A 17,982-nucleotide genomic window follows, 5' to 3' on the forward strand; every position below is an offset into this window, starting at 1 on the left:
CGACCGGTGCGACGTCAGCCGACGACCTGCCGCCAGGCCGCCCCCGCCGCAACAGCATGCCGCCACGCCCGGATGGCCTTGGGTGGCATCCCGACCGCGAGGACACCGGTCACCCGGTCGCCCTCACGATAGGCGACCACCAGCCTGCCTTCCGCCCCACTGCCCTCCACCACCACAGCCTCGTCATGCCCGCGCAGCACCCCGTACGCCTGGATCTTCAGCTCGTACTGGTCGGACCACAAGTACGGCACCGGTGCGAACGGCTTGCGGGCCTCGGAGTTGAGCAGGTTGCGGGCCGCGGCCATGCCCTGCTCGGCTGCGTGGGTGCGGTGCTCGATCCGGATGCGGGTGCCGAACAGCGGATGCTGCCAGCGGGCCACGTCGCCGGCGCCGTAGATCCCGGGTGCGGCTTCGCAGTACGTGTCGCACACCAGCCCGTCGGCGACGGTGAGCCCGCTGCCGGCCAGCCACTCGGTGTTCGGCAGCGAGCCGACGGCGACCAGGACCGCGTCGGCCTCGATCCCGGTGCCGTCCGCGAGCCGCACGCCGTCCTCGGCCGCCTCCGTCACGGTGATCCCGGTCCGCAGGTCTACGCCCCGCTCCCGGTCCACGCGGGCCAGCAGGTGCCCCACCTGAGCGCCGACGGCGTGGGCGAGCGGCACCGGGGCCGGCTCCAGCAGGGTCACCCGGGTGCCGAGGCCGCGAGCGACGGCGGCGGCCTCCGCGCCCAGGAACCCGGCGCCGACCACGACCAGATGCCGGCCGGGTCCGAGCCGGTCGCGCAGGGCCAGGGCGTCGTCCAGGGTGCGCAGCACGTGCGCGCCCGTGCCCGGCAGCCGGCGGGGCCGCACGCCGGTGGCCACGATCAGCCCGTCGTACGGCAGTGCCGAGCCGTCGGCCAGCCGCACCGTGCGGCCGGTCGTGTCCAACTCCAGTGCGGCGACGCCGAGTCGGAGGTCCAGGCGGAGGGCGTCGAGATCGGCGGGCGGGCGCAGCCGTATCCGTTCCGGCGGCCACTCGGCGGCCAGCACCTGTTTGGACAGCGGCGGACGGTCGTACGGCGGGCGGGGTTCGTCGCCGACGAGGGTGAGCGTGCCGTCGTACCCCTCGCGGCGGAGTGTCTCGGCCGCGGCGAGTCCCGCGGCCGAGGCGCCCACGACGACGATCCGGTTCACCGCTCCACCAGACGGATCGCGGCGGCCGGGCAGACGGCGACGGCCTCGCGGACGCCGTCCAGCGCGTCCGCGCCGGGTGTCTCGTCGAGCAGGAAGGCGATGCCGTCCTCGTCGCGCTGGTCGAACACCTCGGGGGCGGCCATGACGCACTGTCCCGAGGCGACGCACCTGGGCTCGTCCAGTTCCACACGCATGGTCTTCTCCTCGCTGCTTCGGGAGTGAACGGTCACCAGGTGACCGGGAGTTCGTGGACGCCGTAGATGAACGCGTCGTGTTTGAAGGGGACGTCCCGAAGGGCACCGGCGAGCCGCAGGGTGGGGATGCGGCGGTAGAGGGTGCCGTAGACGACCTGGAGTTCCATGCGGGCCAGGGGCTGGCCGAGGCACTGGTGGACGCCGAAGCCGAAGGCGACATGGCGGCGGGCGTCCCGGGTGAGGTCGAGGCGGTCGGGGTCGGGGAAGGCCTCGGGGTCCCGGTTGCCGATCTCGTTGACCATGATCAGACCCTCGCCGGCCTTGATCACCTGGCCCGCGATCTCGATGTCCTCGGTCACCGCCCGGCGCCGGCCGAGGTGGGTGATGTGCAGATAGCGCAGCAGCTCTTCGGCGGCTCCGGCGACGAACGCCGGATCGTCGCTCTGCTCGCGCAACAGGGCCAGCTGGTCGGGGTGCTGGAGGAGGGCGAGGGTGCCGAGGGCGATCATGTTGGCGGTGGTCTCGTGGCCCGCGATGAGCAGCAGGAGCGCCATCTCGGTCGCCTGCCGGCGGGTCAGCTCGCCGGCGGTGACGCGCCCGGCGAGGGCCGAGAGCAGGTCGTCCGCGGGCTGGTCGAGGCGGGCACCGATCAGCCCGGCGAGGTAGCCGGCGACCTCGCGGCTCGCCTCGCCGCGCTGTTCGGGCGTGGCCTCGCGATGGACCATGGTCCTGGTGCGGTCCTGGAAGAAGGCGTGGTCGTCGTAGGGCACGCCGAGCAGGGCGCAGATGACCAGGGAGGGGATGGGCAGCGCGAAGGACTCCACGAGGTCGGCCGGTCCGGATCCGGCCAGCAGGTCGTCGATCAGACCGTCGACGATGCGCTGGACCGTGGGCCGCAGTGCCTCGACCCGTTTGACGGCGAACGGGGCCGTCACCATCCGGCGCAGCCGGGCGTGTTCGGGGTCGTCCATCATGATGAAGCTGAGCTTGCCCTCGCCCGCGGCCGGGCGCGCCTTCGTCGGGTAGCCGGGCCGGTCGGGGTCGGCGCTGACCCGAGGGTCGCCGAGCAGGGCGCGTTGTTCCGCGTAGCGGGTGACGAGCCAGGACTCGCTGCCGTCCCACTGGCGCACCTTGGCCAGCGGGCCCTGCCGCTGCAGTTCGGCGAGGGCGGGCGGCGGGTCGAACGGGCAGCGGGCCGCCCTCGGCATCGGGAACTCGGGAACCGGGCCGGCCGCGTGCGGGGCGGCTCCGGCGAGGCTGTCGGTCATGACGCTCCTCGGTGGTGGGGGCTCCGGGATGAGCACATGCAAACAGAGCAGCCTGACCGCCACCGGTCCGTCCCCTGACAGCAACCTGACGTAACACAGGTCACATGCCAGAAGGGGGTGCACATCAACTCATCCGCAATCAAGGACACTTGAGGTGTTACGACGTCCCGCCGAGCCAGTAGCCGAAGCCCCGGCGTGTGTGGATCAGCGCCGGCCCCTCCCGGTCCACTTTGCGCCGCAGCCGCGAGACGAGTTGCTCGATGGCGTTGTCACCGCGGAACTCGCCCCACACATGCCGACTGATCCGCTCCTTGGAGAGCACGGTGCGGGCGTTGACGAGGAGGTGACGCAGCAGCCGGTACTCGGCCGGGGTCAGATCGAGCACCCGGCCACCCCGGCGCGCCCGGCAGGTCACGTCCTCCAGGACCAGGTCGGCGTAGTGCAGGGCAGCCGCCCGGGGCCGGGTGTCCTCGGGCACCCCGGTGCCGCGCAGCAGCACCTGGATCCGGGCGAGCACCTCGGCGATCCGGACAGGCTTGGTGACGCAGTCCCGCTCGACCGCGCCGAGCCGGGGCACGAGTCCGGGCAGCTCGTCACAGTCGGCGAGCAGCAGCACCGCAGGACGGTAGGCGACGGCACCCGCGCCCTCCAGCTCCGCCAGGCCGGGCAGGTCCATGTCGGCGACGACCAGTCGGTACGGCCGCTCGGTGAGCCGTCGGGCGACACCGGCGCCGGTGTCGGCGGCTGCGACCCGGTAGCCGGCCAACTCCAGGGTGACGGTGAGCAGTTCGGCGGCCGCCTGGTCCGCGACGGCGACCAGGAGGTGCTCCCCGCCGCCACGGGCGAGCCGCCGCCGTTCTCCCCCGTCGAGCACCCGGGGGTCCGGCGGGACGGTACGCGGTGATTCCAACCTCGGTGCGGACATGACACTCACCCTGCCTCTCGCGCTCGCCTCGGCTTCGAGGATCCACAATCACTTGCTTGACTCAAGTAAGTCATATGTGCTTGCCTAACTCAAGTAAGCGAACCCCGAAAGCGAGATACCCCATGGCCACCATGAAGTCGGTACAGACCGGCGCCCCCGGACAGATCGAGCTGGTGGAGGTCGAGCGTCCACACCCGGGGCCGAAGGACGTCCTGGTACGGGTCCGCGCCTGCGGCATCTGCGGCACCGACGTCACCTTCCTGCACATGGGCGGCATGCCGGCCCGGGCCCACCTGGGCGGCGAGCTGGTGCCGGTGGCCCTCGGCCATGAGCCGGCCGGGGAGATCGTCGAGGTCGGCGCGGAGGTCACGGACCTGAAGGCCGGTGACCGGGTGGTCGTCAATCCGCAGGACGCGCCCACCGGGATCATCGGCTGCGGCGGCCGGTACGGAGGGATGAGCGAGTACCTGCTGATCGAGAACGCCGTGGCCGGCAAGAGCGTGGCGGCGTTCCCGGACACCGTGCCCTTCGACGTGGCCTCGCTCAACGAGCCGATGGCGGTCGCGCTGCACTGCGTCAACCGGTCAGGGGCGCAGCCGTCGGAGCAGGTGGTGATCTTCGGCGCGGGACCCATCGGGCTCGGCGCCGCGATCTGGCTGAAGCTGCGGGGCGTGGCCCACGTCGTCGTGGTCGACGTACTGCCGGACCGGCTTCGGACCGCCCTCGCCGTCGGCGCGGACGCGGTGATCAACTCGGCCGAGGAGGACGTGGCCGCGCGGCTGACCGAGCTGCACGGGCAGAGCGCCAACGCACTCGGCCAGCCCCGGCCGGGCACCGACGTCTACATCGACGCCGCCGGAGCCCCCGCCGTCTTCCATACGGTCGTCGGTGCCGCCAGGTGGGGTGCCCGGCTGGTCATGGTCGCCGTGCAGAAGAAGGGCGCCGAGATCGATCTCGGCGGCATGCTGCGCAGCGAGCTGACCCTCATCGCCTCCCAGGGCTACCCGACCGAGATCTTCGAGGTCACACCCCAGCTGATCGAACACCATGAGCGCTTCGCCCGGCTGATCAGCCACCGTGTTCCCTTTTCCGAGGCCGGCCGCGCCTTCGGGCTGGCGCTCACGCCGGGGGCCGCGGAGAAGGTCGTGGTGACCTTCGATGCGTGAGCCGATGCGTGCACGCCGGACGCGTGGACGTCAGCGGGCGCCGTGGCCCACCGGGGCCAGCCACAGCCCCACGATCGCGTCGGCGAGTCCGCCGGCCGCGTCCGCCCAGGTGGCACGCGGGGTCGGGGTGCCCTCGGCCAGGGCCCGCTCCCGCTCGGCGCAGGTGTGCAGGATCAGCAGCCGGACCATCTGGCCGCGCTCGGCGCGGACCTCGGGCGGCAGCTCGGGCAGGACGCGGTTCAGCGCCTCGATCGCCCGGCGCAGCGCCGGCGAGGCCATGGACTCCTCGACCATGATCTCGTGCAGCGCCGGGTCGGTCATCACCTGGGCGCAGAACCGGGCGTACCAGGTGGGGCTGCCCAGCCCGGCCAGATGCTCGGTGACCGGGCGGACCAGGCAGCCGACCCAGTCGCGTACGTCCGTGGAGTCGCCGGCCGCCTCCAGCGCCCGCTCGCGGAGCGTCTCGATCGCCTCGGCGTGCCGCCGGGCCACCGCGCGGACCAGGTCGGCCTTGGTGCCGAAGTGGTAGCCGACCGCGGCGTTGTTGCCCTGGCCGGCGGCCTCGCTGACCTGACGGTTGGAGACGGCGTACACGCCGTGTTCGGCGAACAGCCGCTCCGCCGCGGCCAGGATCGCCTCTCGCGTCGCGCTCACCTGCTCGGCCCGCGCCGTCCTGCGCGCCATGCTCACCACCGCTCCGGGACTGCGCACCGCCCCGGGGCGGCCCGTCCCGCACACCGCCCCAGGTCCTCGACCGGGGCGGCGAGGTCCAGCCGGACCACCCTACGGTGCGTGCCCGCCCCACCCGGGGCAGGGCCCGCGTGCGGTGCCTTTTCGGCTCGCTAAAGTAAGTCAAGCACTTGACTTAAAAGATCGCCGTTCTCCCTCCCTCTCCTGTTCTCTCTTCGGAAGGTGCACGTCTCATGTCCGACGCCCCCACCCGGCCCGCCGAGGCCGGCAGATCCGCTCCGGTGCGCCCGGGTGCCGTGGTCGCGGTGCTCGCCCTGGCCGGTATCACCGTCTCGCTGATGCAGACCCTGGTGATCCCGATCGTCCCGGAGCTGCCGAAGTACCTGAACGCCTCCCCGTCGAACGCGGCCTGGGCGGTGACGGCGACCCTGCTGGCCGCCGCCGTGGCCACCCCGGTGGCCGGCCGTATCGGTGACATGTTCGGCAAGCGGCTGATGCTGCTGATCAGCCTGGTGATGCTGGTGGCCGGTTCGGTGGTCTGCGCGCTCAGCGATGCGCTGGTCCCGATGATCGTCGGTCGTACGCTCCAGGGACTGGCCTCCGCCGTGGTCCCGCTGGGCATCAGCATCATGCGCGACGAGCTGCCGCCGGAGAAGCTGGCGGGCTCGACGGCGCTGATGAGTGCCTCGCTGGGCGTCGGCGGCGCGCTCGGACTGCCGGCCGCGGCCTTCCTCGCGGACCACTTCGACTGGCATGTGCTGTTCTGGACCTCTGCCGCCCTCGGTGCCGTCGCCTTCGCACTGGTCATGCTCCTGGTGCCGGAGTCCGAGGTGCGCTCGGGCGGCCGCTTCGACGCGGTCGGCTCCGCCGGTCTCGCGGTGGGCCTGGTCTCGCTGCTGCTCGCCGTCTCCAAGGGCGCCGACTGGGGCTGGGCGAGCGGCACCACGCTCGGTCTGCTCGCGCTCGCCGTCGTCGTGCTCGGCGCCTGGGGCTTCTTCGAGCTGCGGACCTCCCAGCCGCTGGTCGACCTGCGCACCACGGCCCGCCGCCAGGTGCTGTTCACCAACCTCGCCTCGATCGCGTTCGGCTTCTCGATGTTCGCGATGTCCCTGGTGCTGCCGCAGCTGCTGCAGCTGCCGACGCAGACGGGCTACGGCCTGGGCAGGTCGATGCTGACCGTCGGCCTGGTGATGGCTCCGCAGGGCCTCGTCATGATGGGCTTCGCGCCGGTCTCCGCCGCCATCACCAAGGCTCGGGGCCCGAAGGTCACGCTCATGATCGGCGCGGTGATCGTCGCCGCGGGCTACGGCCTCAACATCGTGCTGATGTCCCAGGTCTGGCATCTGGTCCTGGTGTCCTGCGTCATCGGCGCGGGCGTCGGCTTCGCCTACGGAGCCATGCCGGCCCTCATCATGGGCGCGGTCCCGCCGTCGGAGACGGCCGCCGCGAACAGCCTCAACACGCTGATGCGGTCCATCGGCACCTCGGTGGCCAGCGCGGTCGCCGGCGTGATCCTGGCGCAGATGACGATCAGCCTCGGCGGACACGCACTGCCGTCCGAGAACGGGTTCAAGGTCGTCATGGCGCTCGGCGCGGGCGCGGCCGTCCTCGCCTTCGTCCTCGCCTCCTTCCTCCCCCGCCACCGCCCGACCGCCCCGGCTCCGGAGCCGACGCCCGCCGAGGCCTCGGCGGAGGCGGTGGCCTGAGGCGGGCAGCGCGGGGGTACAGCCAGGACAGCGGGCCCGGCCCGGGGGCAAGGCCCACCGGGCCGGGCCGGGCGAAGGCCCTCCTCGCCCCCTCCCCTCGCCCTCCCCCGGGCAACACCGCCTCCCCCGTGCCAGACTCTGCCCCACCACCCCCGGAGCGGGCCGGTCCCGTCGGCTTCGTTCCGCTGATCGGCCCCGTCGGCGCCCAGCCGGAGTGGAGAAGGAACCGCCGTGCGTGTCGTGATCGCCGAGGACAACGCCCTGCTCCGGGAGGGGCTGGTGCTGTTGCTGACGTCGGCCGGGCACGAGGTGGCCGGCGTCGTGGGCAGCGGCCCGGAGATTCTTCCGGCGTTGCTGGGCCGGCGGCCGGACATCGCCGTCCTGGACGTCCGGATGCCGCCGAGCTTCCGTGACGAGGGCCTGCGGGCGGCGCTGGAGGCGCGTGAGCGGCTGCCCGGACTGCCGGTGCTGGTGCTCTCGCAGTACGTCGAGGAGTCGTACGCGGCCGAGCTGCTCAGCGGCGGCGCGCGCGGGGTCGGCTATCTGCTGAAGGACCGGGTGGGCTGTGTGGACGAGTTCCTCGACGCGCTGGAACGGGTCGCGCGCGGTGGTACGGCCCTCGACCCCGAGGTGGTGACGGAACTGATGACCGGCCGCGCGGGCTCTCCCCTGGACTCGCTCACCCCGCGCGAGCGGGAGGTGCTGCGGCTGATGGCCGAGGGGCACGACAACACGACGATCGCCCGGACGCTCGTCGTCACCGAACGCTCCGTCAGCAAGCACATCGGCAACGTCTTCCTCAAGCTGGGTCTGCCGCCGAGCGACAGCGGACACCGCCGGGTACTGGCCGTGCTCGCCTATCTGCGGCACGCCTGAGCGCGCTGCGGGCCCGTTCAGGGGAACCAGCGGTCCAGGGCGCGTGCGGCCGGCGTATGCGGTCGAGACCTTCAGCCGTGACCGCCGTATCCCTGCCGCTCATCGCGCCGATGCTCGCCACGCCCGGCCGGCTGCCGCCCGCCGCCCAGGACGCGCGGTGGGCGTACGAGACCAAGCAGGACGGGCAGCGGGCCATGGTGTATCTGCCCGGCGACGGCAGCGTGCGGCTGCGTGCCCGTTCGGGCGAGGACATCACCGGCGCCTATCCCGAACTCCGGCCGCTCGGTGCCGCCCTGGGCGCCACGCCCGCCGTGCTGGACGGCGAGGTTCTGGCGCTGGACGAGCGGGGCCGGGCCGACTTCCAGCTGCTGCAGAGCCGGATGGGCCTCGCGCACGCCCCCGCGCGGGCCGCGCGCCGGGCCGTCGAGGTGCCGGTGCACCTGGTCCTGTTCGACGTGCCCTACCTGGGGGAATCCCTGGTACGACAGCCGTACGTCAAGCGGCGGGCGCGGCTGGAGGAGCTGGAGCTGGCCGGGCCGTACTGGTCGGTGCCCGGTGCCGTCACCGGGCACGGCGCCGAGGCGCTCGCGGCGACCAGGGAGCACGGCCTGGAGGGCGTGGTGTGCAAGCGGCTGGACTCGGTGTACGAGCCCGGGGTGCGCTCCCGCGCCTGGATCAAGATCCGGAACATGCGGGCCGAGGACGTGATCGTCGGCGGCTGGCTGCCCGGCAAGGGGCGGCTGACCGGGCTGCCCGGGGCGCTGCTGGTCGGCCAGCGTGCCGCGGGCGGCCGGCTGCGGTACGTCGGCGGGGTGGGCACCGGCTGGAGCGAGGCGGAACGCACCGCGCTGGCCCGGCTGCTGGCGGCCGCCGCGAGCAGCCGGTGCCCCTTCGACCCGGTGCCGCGGATCGCCGGGGCCCGCTGGGTGCTGCCCCGGCTGGTGGGCGAGGTCAGCTACAGCACGCGGACCCGGGGCGGGCTGCTGCGGCAGCCGTCGTGGCTGCGGCTGCGCCCGGACCTCACCCCGGAGGAGTCGGCGGCGGACCTGCCCGAGACCCCGGCTTGAGCGGCGAAGGTCTATCGTGTGGCCATGCCGGTTCCCGAAGTGATCCGTATCGTCTCCCGCGATTCGCCCATGGCCCTGGCCCAAGTCGAGCGGGTCCGCGCCGAGTTGGCCGTGCTGCACCCGGCGGTGCGCACCGAGGTCGTCCCGGTGAAGACCACCGGCGACAAGTGGCTCGGCGATCTGTCCCAGGTCGAGGGCAAGGGCGCGTTCACCAAGGAGGTCGACGCGGCCCTGCTGGCCGGGAAGGCCGATCTCGCGGTGCACTGCGTCAAGGACGTGCCCGCCGACCGGCCACTGCCCGCCGGGACGGTGTTCGCCGCGTTCCTGAAGCGGGACGACATCCGGGACGCACTGGTCCACCCGGGCGGGCTCACCCTGGACGAGCTGCCGGCCGGCACCCGGATCGGCACCTCCTCGGTGCGCCGGATCGCCCAACTGGCCGCCACTCACCCGCAGCTGGAGTGCGTGCCGTTCCGCGGCAACGACAACAGCCGGCTGGCGAAACTCGCCGCCGGCGAGGCGGACGCGCTGCTGCTGGCGGTGGCGGGGCTGGAGCGGATCGGGCGGACCGATGTGATCAGCGAGGTGCTGTCGCCGGAGACGATGATGCCGCCGATCGGCGCGGGCATCCTCGCCCTGCAGTGCCGGGAGGACGACACCGACGTCATCGACGCGGTCAGCGGGCTCGGCGACCCGGACACGCACCGGGAGGCAACGGCCGAACGGATGTTCCTGCATGTGCTGCAGGGCCACTGCAACAGCCCCATCGCCGGGTACGCGCGCGTGGACCGCAGCGGCGAACTCTCCCTGCGGGCCTGTGTCTTCACACCCGACGGCAAGACCCGGCTGAACGCCCACGAGTGGGCCGGCCGGCTCGATCCCGCCACCCTCGGCACCTCGGTCGCGGTGGCCCTGCTCCGGCAGGGCGCCCGGGAGATCATCGACGGCATCCCGCACTGACGTCGTACGACGCCCGGGGCGGCGCGGTCAGGCGGTGCCGGGCTCCGTCTGGTCTCGCAGGAAGGCGCTGACCTGGTGGGCCAGGCCGCACCGGTCGGTGCCGGCGGAGGCGGCCGTGGCGGGCGCCTCCTGGACGCCGATGCCGCCGGCCCACAGCCGGCGGTCGGTCCACTCGTCCTCCACCCGCAGCTGCACCTGCACATCGACGTGGGTGAGGGCGGCCTCGGGGGCCGCTGCGTAGAGCACGGCGGTGGCCCGGCGCAGCGGATAGACGTCGAAGCCCTCGATGAACTGGGAGTTGCGCCAGTCCATGAACGCGGCCTCGCCGTCCGGCCCCACGCGGACGTCGAGCTGGCCGTCCTCCAGGTGGATGCAGTACTGCCGCGCACCGCGGTTCTCGACGGTCACCCGGACACTGAAGTACGTCAGTCCCACGGCGGCGTCGTCGCGTCCGCGCGGCGGCTCGCCCGCCTCCAGGCGGTGGACGCGGATCCGCAGACCGGCATGCTCGTCGTACTCGTGCCAGTCCCCGACCACGTTCGGCTCGTACACAGTGCCCCTCTCGACCTTCGAGAGCTGCTGTCTATCTGTGCGCCGATCGCACTGTCAAATGAGCGGAATGCGCTGTGGCCAGCGGATTCGCCCGCTTTGATCGCTGATCAAGCGCTGCCCAGGAAGAATCCGTTCACGGCCCCTTTTCGCGGGGTACGCGCGCGTGTGGCACATCACGTTCCCGGCAAGATCAGCGGGCCAGCCGGCCGAGCAACGAGGAGGCGGCCGCGACACCGAGCGCGGCGGCCACCGCCAGCACCGCGAAGTCGGACCCGAGATGCGCCGGCGTACCGAGCAGCAGCCCGCGCAGGGCGTCGACTTGATAGCTCAGCGGGTTGACCTTGCTGACGGCCTGGAGCCAGCCCGGCATCACCGAAACGGGGTAGAGGGCGTTGGAGCCGAAGAACAGCGGCATGGTGATCGCCTGCCCGAAGCCCATCAGCCGGTCCCGGCTGAGGACGATGCCCGCGATGGTCATCGACAGACAGGAGAAGAACACCGCGGCGAGGACCACGGCGGCGGCGACGCCGAGCAGCTTCAGCGGGTTCCAGGTGAGGGCGACACCGAGCAGGGCCGCGATCGCGATCACGACGACCGCCTGGATCAGCGACTTCACCCCGGCCGCGAACGCCTTGCCGGTGATCAGCGCCGAGCGCGGGGTCGGGGTGACGAGGAGCTTGTTGAGGATGCCCGCGTCCCGTTCCCAGATGATCTGGATGCCGTAGAAGATCGCGATGAACATCGCGGACTGGGCGATGATGCCGGGCGCCAGATAGTCGACGTACGGCACACCGCCGGTGGGGATCGCCCGGATCCGGGTGAAGGTCTGGCCGAAGATCAGCAGCCACAGGGCGGGCTGGACGGCGCGCGTGTACAGCTCGGTGCGGTCGTGGCGCAGCTTCTGCAGCTCGACCGCGCACAGGGCGGCGACCCGGGCGGGCAGCAGCCGCCAGCCCGCCCGCGGCACGGGCGGGGTGAGCAGCAGATCCGTGCGGTCAGCCGACGCGGTACGCGGCGCGGCGGGTGCTGCGGACATCGCGGAAACCTCCTGCTGACGTGTCGTCGAGACCGCTGCCGGCGACGTCGCGGAAGACGTCCTCCAGCGTGGGCAGGGTGTCGGTGCCCCGGCGTTCGGCGAGGCCCTGGCGCAGCTCGGCCGGGGTGCCCAGGGCGCGGATCCGGCCGCGGTGCATCAGGCCGACCCGGTCGCAGTACCGGTCGGCCTCGTCCATGGAGTGGGTGGTGACCAGGACGGTCATGCCGGTGGCCGCGCGGACGGCGTTGATGTGCTCCCAGACGCCGGTGCGGGCGATCGGGTCCAGGCCGATGGTGGGCTCGTCGAGGATCAGCAGCCGGGGCGCGCTGACCAGGGCCTGGGCGAGTTCGAGCCGGCGGACCATACCGCCGGAGTAGGTGCCGGCGAGCCGGCCGGCGGCGTCGGTGAGGCCGACGGCGGCGAGGGCCTGGGCGACGCGTTCGGCGCGCTCGCGCCGGGGCACGTCGAAGACGCGGGCGAACAGGGTGACGTTCTCCCGGCCGGTGAGCCCGCTGTCGGCGGACAGCTGCTGCGGAACGTAGCCGAGCAGGCGGCGCACCGCCATCCGCTCCCTGGCGGCGTCGTGGCCGAAGACCCGGACCGTGCCGGCGGGGACGGGCAGCAGGGTGGTGATGCAGCGGATGGCGGTGGTCTTGCCTGCGCCGTTCGGGCCGAGCAGTCCGAACACCTCGCCCTCGCGGACCGCCAGGTCGAGCCCGTCGACGGCCTTGGTGTCGCCGAACGCGTAGCCGAGAGCGGTGCAGGTGACGGCCTCGGTCACCGTTTCGGCGGACGCGGCGGGCAGGTTTTCGGCGGACACGCCGGACTGGTCCTCCGCGGTCGCACCCGGCGGGCCCTCGGCGGACACACCGGACAGGCCGGCCGGGTCGCTGTCCCTGTCGCTCGTCATGGCTCCTCGGCCTCCTCGTGCAGGGTGACGGCCAGCTTGCGCAGTGCCGGAAGGGCAGCGCGGAGGGCTTCCCGGTCGGCCGCGTCGAGCCGGGAGACATGCCGCGCGACCAGCTCGGCCCGGCGCCGCCGCCAGTCGGCGAGCCGCTGTCCGGCGGCCTCGGTGAGCAGCAGGCGCGCGGCGCGGCGGTCGGCCGGGTCGGTCTCCCGGAGCAGCTGTCCGCCCTTGACCAGCTGGTTGACCAGGGTGGAGACGGAGTTGCCCGCCAGGTGCAGTGCCCTGGCCGCGTCCGAGATGCCGATGCCGGGCCGCGCCTCGACCAGCCGCAACAGCTCCACTTCGGCACCGCGCAGGCGGGGCACGCTCAGCCCGCCGCGCAGGCGCCGCCGGACCAGCCGCTGAATGCGCACCAGCGTGTCCGCGAGTTCCTCCGGGAAGGTCTCGTCCTCCACTCCTCGAAGATTACCTCTGTTACAGAGCTTTTTCCTCACGAGGAGGCCAAAAGAGGTCAAGGAGCGCGAAACGGCTCGCGCAGTGGACACTGGTGCCAGACCGTCCCCTACCGCAGGACGCGAGCGCCATGAACCAGAACCCCCCTGCCGACGGTGGACCGCGCCGACGGGACATCATCTCCACGCACTCCGTCTTCGGCGCCCCGTGCTGGGTGAGCCTGACCAGCCGGGACCTGAAGGCCACCCAGGACTTCTACACGGCTGTCCTGGGCTGGCGCTGGCGCGGCGCCAAACTCGGTGAGCACTTCCGGATCGCGCTGGCCGACGGGGTGCCGGTGGCGGGGATCGCCGCCGTCGCCGCGATGTGGCAGATGGCCGTGGCCTGGACGCCGTACTTCGCCGTGCCGGACGCCGACGTGGCCGTGGCCCGGGCCCGCGAGCGCGGCGGTACGGCGGCCGTCGGGCCGCTGTCCTTCGCGCCGGGCCGGGCCGCGCTGCTCGCCGACCGGGACGGGGCGACCTTCGGGATCTGGCAGGGGGAACTGGTCGGCAACTGGGAGGCCTGGCGGCGGGCGTCACCGACGTTCATACGGCTGCACACCCGCGACGCCTTCGACGCCGCGATGTTCTACGGCGAGATCCTCGACTGGGCGTCCGGGCTGCCGGGCTGCTGCGAGGTGGAGTACGAGGGCGGCGAGGTGGTGCTGCGCAGCGAGGGCGACATCGTGGCGCGGATCGACTCCGGCGCGCTGGAGTCGGCACCGGATCCCTCCGTGCGGCCGCACTGGCAGATCCACTTCGCCGTCGCGGACGTCCTGGGCTGTGCCCGTACGGCCGAGAAGCACGGGGGCAGTGTGCTGAGCGAGGAGGAGGACGAGGCGATCCTGCGGGATGCGGACGGGGCGCAGTTCACCGTGACGGCACGCCGGCAGCGTTAGCCGGCGCCTCGCGACGGCCTGGACAGCACGACCAGACTCCGCGCCTCCACCCGGACCCTCGTCCCCGCCTTGTGTTCGCGCTCGTCCGGGATGCCGTCCGGGTCGGCCGTGTCGATCAGGGTCGCCCAGCGCTCGGCGAACATCGTCCCCGGCAGGCGGAAGTCGACCGGTTCCCAGTAGCCGTTGACGAGGAGCAGGAAGGAGTCGTCGGTCATCCGGCGCCCGTAGGAGTCGCGTTCGGCGATGGCGTCGCCGTTGAGGAACGCCGCGACCGAGTGCGCGTCCCCCCGCTGCCAGTCCCGGCCGGTCATCTCGCGGGCGTCGGGCCTGAGCCACATCAGGTCGGGCAGCGGCTGGTCGGCGTTGGTCGCGGTCTCGCCGCGGAAGAAGCGGCGCCGGCGCAGCACCGGATGGGCGGCGCGCAGGGCGATGAGGTACCGGGTGAACTCCGTCAACGACCGCTGTTCGCCGGTGAGTTCCCAGTCGACCCAGGAGATGGGGTTGTCCTGGCAGTAGGCGTTGTTGTTGCCGCGCTGGGTGCGCCCGAGCTCGTCGCCGTGGCAGAGCATCGGGATGCCCTGGGAGAGCAGGAGGGTCGCGAGCAGGTTGCGCTGCTGGCGGGCGCGCAGTTCGAGGACGGCCGGGTCCTCCGTGTCGCCCTCCGCCCCGCAGTTCCAGGACCGGTTGTGGCTCTCGCCGTCCCGGTTGTCCTCGCCGTTGGCCTCGTTGTGCTTGTCGTTGTACGACACGAGGTCGCGCAGGGTGAAACCGTCGTGCGCGGTGACGAAGTTGACGCTCGCGCGCGGCCGGCGCCGGCTGTGCTGGTACAGGTCGGAGGAGCCGGTCAGCCGGGAGGCGAACTCGCCGAGCGAGCCGCGCTCGGCCCGCCAGAAGTCCCGTACGGCGTCCCGGTACTTGCCGTTCCACTCCGACCACAGCGGCGGGAAGTTGCCCACCTGGTAGCCGCCCTCGCCCACGTCCCAGGGTTCGGCGATCAGCTTGACGCGGCTGATCACCGGGTCCTGCTGGATGAGGTCGAAGAACGCCGACAGCCGGTCCACCTCGTGGAACTGCCGGGCCAGCGTGGCCGCGAGGTCGAAGCGGAAGCCGTCGACGTGCATCTCGGTCACCCAGTACCGCAGCGAGTCCATGATGAGCTGCAGGACGAACGGGTGGCGCATCAGCAGGCTGTTGCCGGTGCCGGTGGTGTCGTAGTAGTGCGCCCAGTCGCCGTCGACCAGGCGGTAGTAGGAGGCGTTGTCGATGCCCCGGAAGGACAGGGTCGGGCCCATCTCGCTGCCCTCGGCGGTGTGGTTGTAGACCACGTCGAGGATCACTTCGAGGCCGGCCGCGTGCAGCGCCTTCACCATGGCCTTGAACTCGTTGACCTGCTGGCCCCGGGTGCCGAAGGCGGTGTAGGCGTTGTGCGGGGCGAAGAAGCCGATGGTGTTGTAGCCCCAGTAGTTGGCCAGCCCCCGGTCCTGGAGCACGCCGTCCTGCACGAACTGGTGGACCGGCATCAGCTCCACCGCGGTCACCCCGAGCCCGGTCAGGTGCTCGGTGACCGCGGGGTGCGCGAGGCCGGCGTAGGTGCCGCGCAGCCGCTCGGGGACGTCCGGGTGGCTGCGGGTCAGGCCGCGTACGTGGGCCTCGTAGATGACCGAGTCCGCGTACGGTGTGCGGGGCGGGCGGTCGTCGCCCCAGTCGAAGTACGGGTCCGCGACCACGCCCAGCATGGAGTGCCCGGCGCTGTCGGCGGGCGCCGGGCCGTCGGGGGCGCGCTCGTACAGCGAGGCGTGGTTGTCGATCTGGCCGTCCACGGCCATGGCGTACGGGTCGAGCAGCAGCTTCGCCGGGTTGCAGCGGTGGCCGAGGGAGGGCTGCCAGGGGCCGTGCACCCGGTAGCCGTAGCGCTGGCCGGGGGTGATGCCGGGCAGATAGGCGTGCCAGACGAAGCCGTCGACCTCGTGCAGCCGGACGTGAGTCTCGGTGCCCGCGTCGTCCAGCAGGATCAGGTCGACGCGCTCGGCGACCTCGCTGAACAGCGCGAAGTTGGTGCCCTGCCCGTCGAACGAGGCGCCCAACGGGTAGGGCTGCCCGCTCCACACGGGCAGCCCTGCTCGGGACCGGGAGGTGCGGGACGTCACCGGCTGCCCTCCAGGGTGTCGCCCAGAACGGCGGCCGGTGCGGCAAGCCCGTCGTCCGCGGCGGCCGCCGTGGCGGCCAGAGTGTCGTCCGGGGCACCGGCCGGGGCGGCCAGCACGGTGACCGGCAGCTCGCGCGGCACCTCCAGGCCCTGCCGCAGGGTGGGCGCGGGCGCGAGGGGCACCAGCGGGACGCGCTCGCCGGCGCGGGCGCGCTGCGAGAACCAGATGATCTTGCTGCCGCTGTCGGAGGCGCAACAGCCCCAGCCGTCGCTCATGGCGGCGATGTCCGCGAGGCAGGACCGCAGGTCCTGGTCGGGGCGCAGATCGGGGTCGTCGTCGCCGAAGGCGGTGATCAGGTGCTGTCCGTTCCACCACATCTCGATCGACGTGTGCTTGTCGGAGGCGTGCTGGTGGATCGCCCGCAGCAGCAGCTCGGTGCCGCGGCAGACGGGGTCCGTGAGATTCTCCAGGTCCCAGTAACGCAGGTGGGCGGCCAGGATGCGGCTGACCTGTCCCACCCGTTCCGGGCTCACTTCCACGTCGAGGTGGTAGTAGCAGGGCACTGCGGTCGTCATCGTCGCTTGCTCCTCACCGGCGAAGCTCTGGCTCCCCGCGCCTGTCCGAGAGGGATCCCGGACACACAGCGTGAGGGCAGATCGCTTCTGAGTCACCTCCACGGTGCGGTCACTACGCCATTCGTGCAACACGAGCACCCGACACCATCCATGGTTGAAGCTCCAACAAGACGCTGCGTCGTCGTGCGTGCACCATAAGTGAAAGCCTCGATCGCCGTAACGGTGCCGTGCCCTTCCGTGCGCGGACACCACCCGACCGTCGGGAACGCGCCCAGTCGAGAGCGTGAAAGGTGAAGACGGCGATGCTGCTACCCGCCAAGGCCGAAGTGGCCCGGCAGTTGCGGCGTTACCGGGCGTGGGAGCGCGTGATGCTCGCCTCGCCCCACGACCGCACGGTCCGGGCCACCTTCGAGGACTCGGGTTACACGCTGTGCGTACTGATGGGCAAACGCTGCGCCCGCGAGGCGGCGGACGCGGCCGAACGCTATCTGCGCACCAGCCTGGTCACCTACCTGCGCGAGCAGAACGGGCGGCCGAAACGTCGCCGGAAGGCGAGAAGACCGCCGCCACCGGAGCGGCGTTCCACGGCGTCAAGCCCCTGAGCTGGCACCGTACAAGGCGTTCCCCCCGGGACCGACGTGAGTCGGCCCGTCCTGGATCGCGAAGCCGGGCCCGGTGCCCGGCTTCGCGCACGGCGGAGGTGAGATACATGCGCAGGACCCCGGCCATCGGCCGTGTACCGGTACGTGACGTCCGGCCGGCCGTGGAGTGCGGCAGGCGCCCGGCGAAGGCGGTGGCCGGGGAGACCTTCCAGGTCACGGCGACCGTGTTCCGCGAAGGGCACGACGCCGTGGGTGCCAACGTGGTCCTGCGCGATCCGAAGGGCCGCCGTGGCCCGTGGACACCGATGCGGGAGCTGTCTCCCGGCAGCGACCTGTGGGGTGCGGAGGTCACGCCGGACGCGACGGGCCGCTGGACCTTCCGCGTCGAGGCCTGGTCCGACCCGGTGGCGACCTGGCGGCACACCGCCTCGGTCAAGATCCCGGCGGGCGTCGACATCGGGCTGGTCCTGGAGGAGGGTGCCGAGCTGTACGACCGGGCGGCCGCCGGAGTGCCGAAGGGCCCGGAACGCGACCTCGTCCTGGCCGCCGCGCACGCCCTCGGCGACGACTCCCGGTCGGTGCACGAGCGCCTGAAGCCGGCTCTGTCCCCGGAGGTGGACGCGCTCCTGGCCCGGTATCCGCTGCGGGAGTTGGTCACCGCCTCCGATCCGATGCCGTTGCTGGTGGAGCGGGAGCGGGCCCTGTACGGCTCCTGGTACGAGTTCTTCCCGCGCTCCGAGGGC

19 protein-coding genes are annotated in these 17,982 nt (G+C 72.5%); 8 read left to right on the plus strand and 11 right to left on the minus strand.

Translation table 11 applies throughout. The features are described 5' to 3' along the window. Nucleotides 1–14 precede the first annotated feature (14 nt). From LE548_RS02690 to LE548_RS02705, 4 genes are all read right to left on the minus strand, one after another. The gene (locus tag LE548_RS02690) at nucleotides 15–1,175 is read right to left on the minus strand and encodes an FAD-dependent oxidoreductase (RefSeq protein WP_225094926.1); all 1,161 of its coding nucleotides are present in this window, start codon (nucleotides 1,173–1,175) and stop codon (nucleotides 15–17) included. After that, complete coding sequence (locus LE548_RS02695) at nucleotides 1,172–1,369, minus strand: ferredoxin (protein WP_225094927.1); 198 nt, start codon at nucleotides 1,367–1,369, stop codon at nucleotides 1,172–1,174. Before LE548_RS02695 ends, LE548_RS02690 begins: the two co-directional genes overlap by 4 nt. A gap of 32 nt (nucleotides 1,370–1,401) precedes the next feature. Then, nucleotides 1,402–2,637 carry a cytochrome P450 gene (locus tag LE548_RS02700; RefSeq protein WP_225094928.1) on the minus strand — a complete coding sequence of 412 codons (1,236 nt, stop codon included), beginning with the start codon at nucleotides 2,635–2,637 and terminating at the stop codon, nucleotides 1,402–1,404. Nucleotides 2,638–2,794: 157 nt separating this feature from the next. Next, nucleotides 2,795–3,562 carry a response regulator transcription factor gene (locus LE548_RS02705; RefSeq protein WP_225094929.1) on the minus strand — a complete coding sequence of 256 codons (768 nt, stop codon included), beginning with the start codon at nucleotides 3,560–3,562 and terminating at the stop codon, nucleotides 2,795–2,797. Nucleotides 3,563–3,684: 122 nt separating this feature from the next. Here LE548_RS02705 and LE548_RS02710 point away from each other — a divergent pair, with 122 nt between their 5' ends. After that, complete coding sequence (locus LE548_RS02710) at nucleotides 3,685–4,728, plus strand: zinc-binding dehydrogenase (protein WP_225094930.1); 1,044 nt, start codon at nucleotides 3,685–3,687, stop codon at nucleotides 4,726–4,728. A gap of 30 nt (nucleotides 4,729–4,758) precedes the next feature. On the opposite strand, the gene LE548_RS02715 is transcribed toward LE548_RS02710, so the two are convergent. Beyond that, complete coding sequence (locus tag LE548_RS02715) at nucleotides 4,759–5,412, minus strand: TetR/AcrR family transcriptional regulator (protein WP_225094931.1); 654 nt, start codon at nucleotides 5,410–5,412, stop codon at nucleotides 4,759–4,761. Nucleotides 5,413–5,651: 239 nt separating this feature from the next. Between LE548_RS02715 and LE548_RS02720 the strand changes: the two genes are divergently transcribed. The 4 genes from LE548_RS02720 (at nucleotide 5,652) to hemC (ending at nucleotide 10,027) form a co-directional block, all read left to right on the plus strand. Then, the gene (locus tag LE548_RS02720; RefSeq protein ID WP_225094932.1) at nucleotides 5,652–7,124 is read left to right on the plus strand and encodes an MFS transporter; all 1,473 of its coding nucleotides are present in this window, start codon (nucleotides 5,652–5,654) and stop codon (nucleotides 7,122–7,124) included. Between the two features lie 231 nt (nucleotides 7,125–7,355). Then, entirely contained in the window at nucleotides 7,356–8,000 is a 645-nt protein-coding gene (locus tag LE548_RS02725) for a response regulator transcription factor (RefSeq protein ID WP_225094933.1), read from the plus strand. 56 nt (nucleotides 8,001–8,056) lie between these two features. Beyond that, on the plus strand, nucleotides 8,057–9,067 hold the full coding sequence (locus tag LE548_RS02730) for an ATP-dependent DNA ligase (protein WP_225094934.1): 1,011 nt from the start codon (nucleotides 8,057–8,059) through the stop codon (nucleotides 9,065–9,067). 18 nt (nucleotides 9,068–9,085) lie between these two features. Continuing rightward, nucleotides 9,086–10,027, plus strand: a complete 942-nt coding sequence (gene hemC, locus LE548_RS02735) for a hydroxymethylbilane synthase (RefSeq protein WP_225094935.1) — start codon at nucleotides 9,086–9,088, stop codon at nucleotides 10,025–10,027. A gap of 27 nt (nucleotides 10,028–10,054) precedes the next feature. On the opposite strand, the gene LE548_RS02740 is transcribed toward hemC, so the two are convergent. From LE548_RS02740 to LE548_RS02755, 4 genes are all read right to left on the minus strand, one after another. After that, a complete protein-coding gene (locus tag LE548_RS02740; protein WP_225094936.1) occupies nucleotides 10,055–10,579 on the minus strand; it encodes a hypothetical protein in 525 nt (174 codons plus the stop codon). A 190-nt stretch (nucleotides 10,580–10,769) separates the two neighbouring features. After that, complete coding sequence (locus tag LE548_RS02745) at nucleotides 10,770–11,615, minus strand: ABC transporter permease (RefSeq protein WP_225094937.1); 846 nt, start codon at nucleotides 11,613–11,615, stop codon at nucleotides 10,770–10,772. Beyond that, nucleotides 11,575–12,525, minus strand: coding sequence for an ATP-binding cassette domain-containing protein (locus LE548_RS02750; RefSeq protein ID WP_263635564.1), 951 nt, complete (start codon nucleotides 12,523–12,525; stop codon nucleotides 11,575–11,577). The genes LE548_RS02745 and LE548_RS02750 overlap by 41 nt, the downstream gene beginning before the upstream one ends. Further along, nucleotides 12,522–12,977: a MarR family winged helix-turn-helix transcriptional regulator gene (locus tag LE548_RS02755; RefSeq protein WP_225094938.1), complete on the minus strand. Its 456-nt coding sequence runs from the start codon at nucleotides 12,975–12,977 to the stop codon at nucleotides 12,522–12,524. Before LE548_RS02755 ends, LE548_RS02750 begins: the two co-directional genes overlap by 4 nt. A gap of 128 nt (nucleotides 12,978–13,105) precedes the next feature. Between LE548_RS02755 and LE548_RS02760 the strand changes: the two genes are divergently transcribed. Then, on the plus strand, nucleotides 13,106–13,915 hold the full coding sequence (locus LE548_RS02760; protein WP_225094939.1) for a VOC family protein: 810 nt from the start codon (nucleotides 13,106–13,108) through the stop codon (nucleotides 13,913–13,915). Here the strand turns inward: LE548_RS02760 and glgX are convergent. Both glgX and LE548_RS02770 read right to left on the minus strand, forming a co-directional pair. Continuing rightward, nucleotides 13,912–16,062, minus strand: coding sequence for a glycogen debranching protein GlgX (gene glgX / locus LE548_RS02765; RefSeq protein WP_225094940.1), 2,151 nt, complete (start codon nucleotides 16,060–16,062; stop codon nucleotides 13,912–13,914). The two genes, LE548_RS02760 and glgX, sit on opposite strands and share 4 nt — an antisense overlap. Further along, a complete protein-coding gene (locus LE548_RS02770) occupies nucleotides 16,059–16,637 on the minus strand; it encodes a pep a2 (protein ID WP_225094941.1) in 579 nt (192 codons plus the stop codon). The genes glgX and LE548_RS02770 overlap by 4 nt, the downstream gene beginning before the upstream one ends. Nucleotides 16,638–16,939: 302 nt before the next feature. Here LE548_RS02770 and LE548_RS02775 point away from each other — a divergent pair, with 302 nt between their 5' ends. Both LE548_RS02775 and LE548_RS02780 read left to right on the plus strand, forming a co-directional pair. Then, nucleotides 16,940–17,239, plus strand: coding sequence for a DUF5133 domain-containing protein (locus tag LE548_RS02775; RefSeq protein WP_225094942.1), 300 nt, complete (start codon nucleotides 16,940–16,942; stop codon nucleotides 17,237–17,239). A gap of 107 nt (nucleotides 17,240–17,346) precedes the next feature. After that, nucleotides 17,347–17,982 (plus strand): maltotransferase domain-containing protein (locus LE548_RS02780; protein ID WP_225094943.1); only part of this gene is annotated, 636 nt, incomplete at its 3' end.

It is taken from the genome of Streptomyces sp. CoH27 (assembly GCF_020181035.1).
GTDB classification, from domain to species: Bacteria; Actinomycetota; Actinomycetes; order Streptomycetales; family Streptomycetaceae; genus Streptomyces; species Streptomyces camelliae.

What these genes read in the sequence shown, in the direction of transcription:
- LE548_RS02760 (WP_225094939.1), top strand. Translation starts at nt 13,106, where the DNA reads ATGAACCAGAACCCCCCTGCCGACGGTGGACCGCGCCGACGGGACATC.
- LE548_RS02710 (WP_225094930.1), top strand. Translation starts at nt 3,685, where the DNA reads ATGGCCACCATGAAGTCGGTACAGACCGGCGCCCCCGGACAGATCGAG.
- LE548_RS02745 (WP_225094937.1), bottom strand. Translation starts at nt 11,615, where the DNA reads ATGTCCGCAGCACCCGCCGCGCCGCGTACCGCGTCGGCTGACCGCACG.
- LE548_RS02775 (WP_225094942.1), top strand. Translation starts at nt 16,940, where the DNA reads ATGCTGCTACCCGCCAAGGCCGAAGTGGCCCGGCAGTTGCGGCGTTAC.
- LE548_RS02770 (WP_225094941.1), bottom strand. Translation starts at nt 16,637, where the DNA reads ATGACGACCGCAGTGCCCTGCTACTACCACCTCGACGTGGAAGTGAGC.
- LE548_RS02705 (WP_225094929.1), bottom strand. Translation starts at nt 3,562, where the DNA reads ATGTCCGCACCGAGGTTGGAATCACCGCGTACCGTCCCGCCGGACCCC.
- LE548_RS02720 (WP_225094932.1), top strand. Translation starts at nt 5,652, where the DNA reads ATGTCCGACGCCCCCACCCGGCCCGCCGAGGCCGGCAGATCCGCTCCG.
- LE548_RS02715 (WP_225094931.1), bottom strand. Translation starts at nt 5,412, where the DNA reads ATGGCGCGCAGGACGGCGCGGGCCGAGCAGGTGAGCGCGACGCGAGAG.
- LE548_RS02695 (WP_225094927.1), bottom strand. Translation starts at nt 1,369, where the DNA reads ATGCGTGTGGAACTGGACGAGCCCAGGTGCGTCGCCTCGGGACAGTGC.
- LE548_RS02700 (WP_225094928.1), bottom strand. Translation starts at nt 2,637, where the DNA reads ATGACCGACAGCCTCGCCGGAGCCGCCCCGCACGCGGCCGGCCCGGTT.
- LE548_RS02750 (WP_263635564.1), bottom strand. Translation starts at nt 12,525, where the DNA reads ATGACGAGCGACAGGGACAGCGACCCGGCCGGCCTGTCCGGTGTGTCC.
- LE548_RS02730 (WP_225094934.1), top strand. Translation starts at nt 8,057, where the DNA reads ATGCGGTCGAGACCTTCAGCCGTGACCGCCGTATCCCTGCCGCTCATC.